This window comes from Salipiger aestuarii (assembly GCF_003259905.1).
Taxonomy (GTDB): Bacteria; Pseudomonadota; Alphaproteobacteria; order Rhodobacterales; family Rhodobacteraceae; genus Salipiger; species Salipiger aestuarii.
The window spans coordinates 1-8,675 of record NZ_QLMG01000085.1; the positions used below are offsets into that span (position 1 = coordinate 1).

Consider the following 8,675-nt stretch of genomic DNA (forward strand, 5'->3'; position numbering starts at 1 on the left):
ATTGTTGTTGCCCCCTTCCAGCCGGTACAGCTTCTGCCAGGTGCCGTTCCAGTTGCAGTTCTCGAACAGGACATCCTGGGCGCCACCGCTGGCGTTGACGAACATGAACCGGGCGTTGTCACTGCTGGCGGTAAAACGCAGGTTGCGGAACCGCACAAACAGGAATTCGTTGGGGTTGTAGCACAGATAATCTTCGCCATCGTGGCCGAAATGGATGGTGGTGCCCGTAGCGTCGCCTTCGTACGTCAGCCCCATCGCACGGCCCACGCTCAATGTGTCCATCAGGCTGCGCGGGCTGTTCACCAGATATTGCCCGCCAGGCAGAAAAACTGCGTGCTGGACGATTGGGTTACTGCCGATGGTCGGCAACTGCTTGCTGGACACTGCCGCGCGAAAGGCGGTCCTGATCGCGGCACTGTCGTCGGTCACGCTGTCGCCCTGAGCGCCAAAAGCGCGCACATCGAACCCGCGCGGGCCCGGTTCGACATACAGTTTCGTACCCCCGGCGGTGGTCACATGGTGATCGGTCGCGGTGGTGTTGGCAACGCGATAAACATAGGTTTCGGCTTGGGTCATCAGGCGTATTCCCGCCGTGAAGAACGCGGGCGGACGGGTGTCGGCAATCAGCGTGTCGACATCCGCAACCGGGCTGTCCACGGCAAGCATCGCCAGCATCCCCGCCTGGGGCATGTCCACGACCGTCGCGCTGGGGCTGGCGGAAAATCCCGAGAACACCTCATAGACGCCCTGGGGCGTCAGACACCGGTCGCCGTCAGCGAACCCGGACAATGCGCTCATTTCGCTGGCCGAGGCCAGCTTGATCGGCATGCGTTGCCGTATCTCTTCAAGGGTGGTTTTCAACCGGCTTCCGGTCATCGGAAGCGAAGGGATTACGAGTGCCATTTAGCATTTCTCCGGTGGAATGGAATCAGGTCGTGCCAGTCACCCGGTTCCGGGGGTGCCCCGGCGTGGGGCAGATAGGCTCATACAATGACGGTATCTGCCGTGATAAGGTCGTCGGCATGCAGCAGTGAGATCGTCGGTCCGGTGTTGCCAATGATCGGCTGCGATCCCGAAAACAAAAGCCCGAGGCCGAGCATCAGTAAAGCCCAACCAGATTGCTCGCAGTGGTGCCATCCGACCACACCCGCTTGACGCGGAGCGGAAAGATGGCCCCCGCCTGAAGGAAAAGCGTGGTTTCGGTATTGTCGAGCAGCGTCACATGCACTTGGCCGGATACGCCTACGTTCAAGGCACGCGTCACGGTGGGCAAATCATCCCCGTCGCTGGGCGTGATATCAAAACCACCGTAAGGCGGAGAGTTGAGGCCGCGAATGAACTGGCTGAACTTGTCTGACATCTCTTGTTTCTCCGGCAGTGAACAACGTTGCTCCGGGATCGGTGACGCGTACGCCCTCGGTCCGGTGATTGGAGAATCCTTCTGTTTTATTAAAAAACCGGGTTGGCCCCGCGCGCGAACGCGGAGCTTGTTGCAACACCTGCGGGCAGCCTTGAACTTTGGTCGTCGCAGGGCCCTCCGGGCGACGAGGCGCTGTTGCACCCGGCACTGCGATCAGCATAACGATGATACAGACCCGCAGGAGAATTCCCGTGACATACGACGTGACAGCTCCTGCTGCCGATTCAGCGACACCCGCCACCCCGGTTCCGGCACGACTGGTGTTCCTGTGGAACAATTTCGGCCCCATGCACGCGGATCGCATTGAAGCTGTGGCCCGCCGCTTTCCGCAGTCTGAGCTGCACGGGATCGAGATGTATGACCGCGATGTCACCTACGACTGGACCGGCGACGAAGCCCCGCGCTTTCGCAAGACCACGCTGTTCGCCGTGGCTGAAACTCCCGGTCGCCTGAGACGCATTTCCCGATTTTTGTGCGTGGCCTGGAGGCTGCGCCGCGCCCATTGGTTCATGTGCCATTACGAACGCCCCGAGGTATTGGCCGCGGCGATCCTGCTGCGTCTGTGCGGCGCGCAGGTGTTTACCATGGGCTGTTCCAAATTCGACGACAAGGACCGCTCCGCGCGCGGTGAATGGCTCAAGAGCTTTGCGCTTGCGCCCTATCGCGGGGCCATCGGCACGCAGGAACGCAGCACCGATTATTTCCGCTTTCTCGGCCTGCCCCGCGTCGCCAGCCCCTATAATACGCTGTCGGTGGATCGGATGCGTGCCCAGGCAGCCGACGTGCCCCGCCCGGCCTTTGCCGACCGGCCCTGGACCATCGTTGCGCGGTTGGTGAGCAAGAAAAACCTATCCATGGCGCTCAGCGCATTCGCGCTGTATCGCGCAGGCGGCGGACATCGCGCCCTGCATCTGTGCGGCAACGGCCCACTTGAACGGACGCTGAAGGCGCAGGCAGACGCCTTGGGTATCGCCGATGCGGTAACCTTTCACGGCTTTGTCCAGACGGCCCAGATTTCGCGCATCCTTGCAGGCAGTCTGGCGCTGATCCTGCCCAGCATCGAGGAACAGTTCGGCAATGTGGTCATCGAAGCGCAGGCGCTGGATCTGCCGGTGCTGATCTCGGATCGCTGCGGAGCGCGCGAATTGCTGGTACAGGACTGGGTGAACGGCTTCAGCTTTCCCCATGACCGACCCGAAAGCCTTGCGGGCTACATGGCGCTGCTGGACGGCGACGAAGCGCTATGCGCGCGGCTGGCAACCGGCGCGCGGGCCAGCGCGCCGCGCGGCGATGTCGCGGCCTTTGCCGAGGCCGTTGCCACGCTGGTCGCCCCCGAAACCCTGCCGGAACCCGCAGTATGACCCACCCCCGTCTGGCCGTAGTATTGCCGTTCGTATCGCCCGCAGGCGGCGGCGTGACCGAAGCGGTGCGCATCCTCGTCGCGGCGCTGGCGCGCAGCGGGGCATACGAGATCACCGTGATCTCGTTCGCCTCGGATCAGGACGCGGCATCGCTGCCGGACTGGCCGACGGGCATCACGATCCACCGCTTTGCCTTTCACGGCCCCGCGCGGTTCGCCTTTTCGCCGGGCATGGCGCGGCACATGGCGCGGCATCGCTATGACATCGTTCATGTTCACGGGATCTGGATGTTTCATGTGCTTGCTGCGGGCATCGCCATGGCGCGCGGCGCAGTCGGAATCGTGTCACCGCACGGGATGCTAGAGCCGTGGATTTTGGCGCGCTCGGCACGACTCAAGACGGCGGTGTCGGCGCTGTTTCAGAAGCGCGTGATGCGCCGGGCCCGAGCGATCCATGTCCTGACCGAAAAGGAACGCGGCGACCTGAACGGCTACCTGACTGGCCTGCCCGCGACAATCATACCGAATTTTGTCCCTGACGCCGCCACACCTGATTCGCCCGCCCCTTGGGCCGCGCAGGTCGAAGGCCGCGATGTCTGGCTGTTTCTGGCCCGCATCCACGAGAAAAAGGGCTGGCCCGCGCTGCTGAATGCCTGGGATGTGCTGTGCGCCGCCGACCCCGGCTCCGCTCAGGGCCTGGCTCTGGTATTCTGCGGTTGGATCGACGGCGATGACAGCTTTGCCGTGCGACTTGCGCAAAGCGCGGCACGCCATGGCAACGTGATCCACGCTGGACCCCAATACGGCGCCGACAAGCTGGCCAGCTTTGCGCGGGCGGATGTGTTCGTGCTGCCCTCGATGTCCGAAGGGCTGCCGATGACGGTGCTGGAAGCGGTGCGTCAGGACGCGCTGATCGCCATGAGCGCGGCGTGCAACCTGCCGGATTTCTTCCCCCAGGCCGCCGTGAACACCGGCACCGACACACAGACAATCCTGGCCGCGCTACAGCGCATCCGCGCCATGCCGTCCGAGACGCGCGCCGCCATGCGCGCCGCCGCCACGGCCCACCTGCAACAGAGCTATGGTGAACAAGCTGTCATGGCGCGCTATCTGGCCCTCTATGCCGCCTGCCAGACGCACCGGCTCTGACGCCTAGCTGGTATAGTATCCGCGCCCATAGGCACCATAACCGTAGCCGTAGCCGTAGCCGTAGCGTTTCATACCGCGCTGATCGATGTTATTCAGCACCAGGCCACTGATCTGCGCATTGACGCTTTCGAACATCCCCAGCGCTTCGGACACCAGCTTGCGCGGAGTACTGTCCCAGCGCACCACGAAGATTCCCGCATCGACATGCTGCGCGATGATGCGCGCATCTGGCACCACCATGACCGGCGGTGTGTCGATGATGATGTGATCGTATTGCTGCCGCACCTCGGCGATCAGATCGGCAAAGCGCGTCGAGGCAAAGATATCGGCGGCATTGGCCTTGGTCTCGTCCCCGAACAGCACGTCGATTCCACCCCCCGGATCATGCACTACGGTTTCGGAAAAGCCTTGCTGCCCAGTCAGTACCGAAATCATGCCTCCCCGAGGCGTCACGTCGAAATAGTTCGACATCACCCGCCGGCGCACATCACCTTCGATCAGCAGCACCCGGCGACCCATTGCCGCCAGATTGTGCGCCAGGCTCAGCGATACGGTGGTTTTGCCCTCGCCCGGAATCGACGACGATACCATGATGACCTGCGGCGGGTTGTCGATGTTGGACAACAGCACTGAAGTGCGCAGATTGCGTACTGCCTCGGCCGCCGCCGAGGTCGGATGTTCGGCAAAATAGTTCAGTACACCCTTGCGCTTGCGGGGGGGGATTCGCGGGATTTCACCGACGACGGCGTATCCGGTGGTGGCCTCCAGCAACTGAGCGTCGCGGAAGCTGTCGCTTATTGCCTCGCGGAACAACACCAGCGCCGCCCCGGCCATCAGCCCCAGAACGCCGTACAGCATCAGGATGCGCGACTTGCGTGGTTCGGACGGAATCACCGGAATGACCGCATGCGACAGAACCCGGCTGTCGGCCTGCTGAATGCCCTGCTGCGCCGATGTTTCCTTGAGCCGCGCGAGGAAATGCTCGTAAAGCAGGCGGCTGGCCTCGGCCTCGCGGGTAAGCTGCTGCAGGGTGATCAGGTCGGTGTTTTGTTGCTGCACCCGAGCTTCGAAATCGCTCAGCGAGCCGGACAGCACCCGCACCTGGTTTTCCAGCCGCGCGACCTCCTGGTTCGCCTGCTGCACCAGCGCGTCGAAGCGCAGCTCGAAACGGGTGGCGACATCGGCCTGCCCCAGATCGTCCAGCATCGCCTCGAGCCGGGCGTCCCTGGTCGCATCGGCCTGTTCCTGCGGCGTGCGAGCCGCGGCAAGCGCCGCCTGCCGCGCCTGCGCCGCGTCCAGCCGGAGTTGCGTGTCGGCAGTGCGATCGCGCAGATCCTTGAGCTGGCGTTCGGCGCCCTCCAGATCGGCGGGGCTGATCAGGTCGATGCCGGTGCTGAATTCCTGGGCGCGGGTTTCGGCGGCTTCGAGCTCGGTCTGCAACTCGGACACGCGTTCGGACAGCCAGCTCGCGGCCTGTTCCGTAGCCTCGAATTTCACCTCGAGCTGGTTATCGATATACATCTCGACCAGCGCATCGGCCAGACGGGTGGCCTTGCGGGGGTCTTCTGCCTCGACCGTAACCTGGAATACCAGGCTATCGGGCACGTTGCGCACAGACACCGCCCCGCGTAGCGCGTCGATTACCGACTGGCGCGTCAGCTGGTTACCGTTCTCCGTGGCTTCGCCCGCAGGGGGCGGGGCCATGCCCAGCAGAGATTGTACCGAAGCCTTGGCCTGCGCCAACGCCGAGGGAGGATTGAGCGCGCCGTTAAATTCCGGATCCGAAATCAGATCCTGTTGATCGACGAGCTTGCCAAGAAGATCGCGGCTGCGCAGCACTTCAACCTCGGTGTTGACGACCGAGCTGTCGCGGCCAAGCCCGCCCACCACGCTGTCAAGATTGACCACCTGTTGGTCGCGGCTGTTCAGCATCACCACCACTTCGGACCGGTACAACGGCGTTGCCACCGCATAGGCGTAATAGCCGCCCAACAACACCGCCACGGTAGTGATCGCAAGGATGATGTACCGGCCGCGCCAAAGCGTGTGCAGCATGGCGCGCAGATCGATCACGCTGCTGTCACCCACCACAGGGGTCGCCTGAAGCCTGTCACGCATCCCCCCACCATGCCGGTTCGAAAAAGAAGAAGTATTCATGAGATCCCGTCATGCCTGGGCTATCTTTCGGATCCGGATCAATAACCGGTTTTCCCGTACAGCATCTTACAGCGCTTCTATCCAGTTGCGCGCATCATATCCAGTCGTACAAGCCCCCCGCCAGGATGATCCGCGACGGTTGCCTTATCCTCAACCGTCCGAAGACGGCTTACCGGTGTCGTAATGGTCCTGATACCAGCGCATGAAATGCGCCACGCCGGTGCCGACGTCGGTACTGGGCACAAATCCTGTCAGCTTGAGCAGCAGCGCCGCATCCGCCCAAGTGGCAGGCACATCGCCGGGCTGCATCGGCATCAGGTTGCGAATCGCCTCGCGCCCGGTGGCGGTCTCGATGGCGGCGATGAAATCGGTCAGCTGCACCGGTTCGGAATTTCCGATGTTCACCACCCGGAACGGCGCCACCGGCGACAGGCTGTCGCCCTCGGGCACCACGCCATCCTCGGGGCGCTGCGGCACCGCGTCCATCAGCAGACGGATGCCGGTCACCAGGTCGTCGATATAGGTAAAGTCGCGCTTCATGTCGCCGTGGTTGTACACGTCGATGGGATCGCCGTTCAGGATCGCCTTGGTGAACTTGAACAGCGCCATGTCGGGTCGCCCCCATGGTCCGTAGACGGTAAAGAAGCGGAACATCGTCACCGGCAGGTCGAACAGATGCGCATAGGAATGCGCCATGCTTTCGGTGGCCTTCTTGGTGGCGGCATAGAACGACATCTGGTGATCGGCCTTGTCGGTCTCGCGGTAGGGCATCGCCGTGTTGGCGCCATAGGCCGACGAGGTCGAGGCCAGCAGCATGTGGCGCGGCGGATAGGCGCGCCCCGCCTCAAGGATCTCGAAGCTGCCGCAAATGTTGCTTTCCAGATAACTGCGCGGGTTGTCGATGGAATAGCGCACCCCGGCCTGCGCCGCGAGGTGGATGACGTAATCGGGCCGATGCTCCTGGAACAGGCGCATCACCAGGCCCTCGTCCTCGACCTGGCCGGTGATCTGGACAAAGGCGTTGGACCGCGGCAACTGCGCCAGCCGCGCCTCTTTCAGGGCGACGTCGTAGTAATCGGTCATGGCGTCCAGACCGATGACCCGAAAGCCGTCCTTCAGCAGGCGGCGGCACAGGTGAAAGCCGATGAACCCGGCCGATCCGGTGACAAGGACGGTCTGCATCGGCTCAGTCGGCCCCGAACAGGTCGCGGGTGAACACCTTGTCCTGCACATCGCGGATGTCGTCGGACAGCCGGTTGGCGACGATCAGGTCGCATTCGGCCTTGAACGCATCCAGATCGTTGACCACGCGGCTGCGAAAGAAATCGGGCTCGTCCAGCACCGGCTCGTGCACGATGACCTCGACCCCCTTGGCCTTGAGCCGCTTCATGATGCCCTGAATCGAGCTTTGGCGGAAATTGTCCGACCCCGCCTTCATCACGAGGCGATAGATGCCCACCACCTTGGGCCCGCGCATCAGGATCTGGTCGGACAGGAAATCCTTGCGCGTGCGGTTGGCATCGACGATGGCGCGGATCAGGTTCTGGGGCACATGGCTGTAGTTGGCCAGCAGCTGCTTGGTGTCTTTCGGCAGGCAGTACCCGCCATAGCCGAAGGAGGGGTTGTTGTAATGCGCGCCGATGCGCGGGTCGAGGCTGACGCCCTCGATGATCTGGCGGCTGTCCATGCCGCCCGCCAGCGAATAGCTGTCGAGCTCGTTGAAGAACGCCACCCGCATCGCAAGGTAGGTGTTGGCGAACAGCTTGATCGCCTCGGCCTCGTCGGGGTCGGTGAACAGCACCTGCACATCGGTTTCCAGCGCCCCGCCCAGCAGCAGGTCGGCAAAGATGCGGGCCCGTTCGGACCGCTCGCCGACGATGATCCGGGAAGGGTGCAGGTTGTCGTAAAGCGCCCTGCCCTCGCGCAGGAATTCCGGCGAAAAGATCACCTGATCGGTTTCCATTTCGCGCCGGACGTGGCGCACATAGCCGACGGGAATGGTGGATTTGATGACGATGGTGGCGCGCGGATTGACCGCGATCACCTGCGCGATGACCTGCTCGACGCTGGAGGTGTCGAAATAATTCGATTTGGCGTCGTAGTTGGTCGGCGTGGCCACGATGACGAAATCCGCGTCGGCATAGGCTGCGGCAGGATCCAGCGTGGCGCCCAGGTCAAGCGTGCGGTTGGCAAGGAAATCCTCAAGCTCGGCATCAACGACGGGGGATTTGCCCGCGTTCACCATGTCGATGCGCTCTTGCGAGACATCGACGGCAGTGACCGCGTTGTTCTGCGCAAGCAGCACGGCGTTCGACAGGCCCACATAGCCCAGCCCGGCGACGGCGATCTTCATCATGGTATCCTCTCAAATGCCTTGGCCCGGTGTAGAACCCTTTGGCCGCTGCCTCAAGGTGCGCGGCTCGGTCCAGTATCCGGCGCGGCGCCGTGGCACCGGCTGCGCCGCTTTGGGCGGCAAAGCCAGCTTCGCGCCGTCAGGGCGCCCCGCGCCGTTCGAACCATTTGCGGCAGAACTCCAGGACCGCCATTTCCGGGTTGCGCGGCGTGTCGCTGGCTCAGGCGCGCCATTCC

At 63.2% G+C, this 8,675-nt stretch carries 7 protein-coding genes; 2 read left to right on the plus strand and 5 right to left on the minus strand.

Annotated elements, in window-relative coordinates; translation table 11 throughout:
- Both ATI53_RS21995 and ATI53_RS22000 read right to left on the minus strand, forming a co-directional pair.
- Nucleotides 1-903 (minus strand): glycosyl hydrolase family 28-related protein (locus tag ATI53_RS21995; RefSeq protein ID WP_249033420.1); only part of this gene is annotated, 903 nt, incomplete at its 3' end.
- Between the two features lie 196 nt (nucleotides 904-1,099).
- Nucleotides 1,100-1,360, minus strand: a complete 261-nt coding sequence (locus ATI53_RS22000) for a spike base protein, RCAP_Rcc01079 family (RefSeq protein WP_009504481.1) — start codon at nucleotides 1,358-1,360, stop codon at nucleotides 1,100-1,102.
- A gap of 251 nt (nucleotides 1,361-1,611) precedes the next feature.
- On the opposite strand from ATI53_RS22000, the gene ATI53_RS22005 reads away from it, so the two are divergent.
- Together ATI53_RS22005 and ATI53_RS22010 are read left to right on the plus strand one after the other, a co-directional pair.
- Nucleotides 1,612-2,781, plus strand: a complete 1,170-nt coding sequence (locus ATI53_RS22005) for a glycosyltransferase (RefSeq protein WP_170134645.1) — start codon at nucleotides 1,612-1,614, stop codon at nucleotides 2,779-2,781.
- Nucleotides 2,778-3,929, plus strand: a complete 1,152-nt coding sequence (locus tag ATI53_RS22010; protein ID WP_170134646.1) for a glycosyltransferase — start codon at nucleotides 2,778-2,780, stop codon at nucleotides 3,927-3,929. Before ATI53_RS22005 ends, ATI53_RS22010 begins: the two co-directional genes overlap by 4 nt.
- A gap of 3 nt (nucleotides 3,930-3,932) precedes the next feature.
- Here the strand turns inward: ATI53_RS22010 and ATI53_RS22015 are convergent, their stop codons facing one another.
- From ATI53_RS22015 to ATI53_RS22025, 3 genes are all read right to left on the minus strand, one after another.
- Nucleotides 3,933-6,047 carry a GumC family protein gene (locus ATI53_RS22015; RefSeq protein WP_009504484.1) on the minus strand — a complete coding sequence of 705 codons (2,115 nt, stop codon included), beginning with the start codon at nucleotides 6,045-6,047 and terminating at the stop codon, nucleotides 3,933-3,935.
- A 189-nt stretch (nucleotides 6,048-6,236) separates the two neighbouring features.
- Nucleotides 6,237-7,268, minus strand: a complete 1,032-nt coding sequence (locus ATI53_RS22020; RefSeq protein ID WP_009504485.1) for an SDR family NAD(P)-dependent oxidoreductase — start codon at nucleotides 7,266-7,268, stop codon at nucleotides 6,237-6,239.
- A gap of 4 nt (nucleotides 7,269-7,272) precedes the next feature.
- Complete coding sequence (locus tag ATI53_RS22025; RefSeq protein ID WP_009504486.1) at nucleotides 7,273-8,439, minus strand: nucleotide sugar dehydrogenase; 1,167 nt, start codon at nucleotides 8,437-8,439, stop codon at nucleotides 7,273-7,275.
- Nucleotides 8,440-8,675 lie beyond the last annotated feature (236 nt).

What these genes read in the sequence shown, in the direction of transcription:
- ATI53_RS22000 (WP_009504481.1), bottom strand. Translation starts at nt 1,360, where the DNA reads ATGTCAGACAAGTTCAGCCAGTTCATTCGCGGCCTCAACTCTCCGCCT.
- ATI53_RS22010 (WP_170134646.1), top strand. Translation starts at nt 2,778, where the DNA reads ATGACCCACCCCCGTCTGGCCGTAGTATTGCCGTTCGTATCGCCCGCA.
- ATI53_RS22015 (WP_009504484.1), bottom strand. Translation starts at nt 6,047, where the DNA reads ATGCGTGACAGGCTTCAGGCGACCCCTGTGGTGGGTGACAGCAGCGTG.
- ATI53_RS22020 (WP_009504485.1), bottom strand. Translation starts at nt 7,268, where the DNA reads ATGCAGACCGTCCTTGTCACCGGATCGGCCGGGTTCATCGGCTTTCAC.
- ATI53_RS22025 (WP_009504486.1), bottom strand. Translation starts at nt 8,439, where the DNA reads ATGAAGATCGCCGTCGCCGGGCTGGGCTATGTGGGCCTGTCGAACGCC.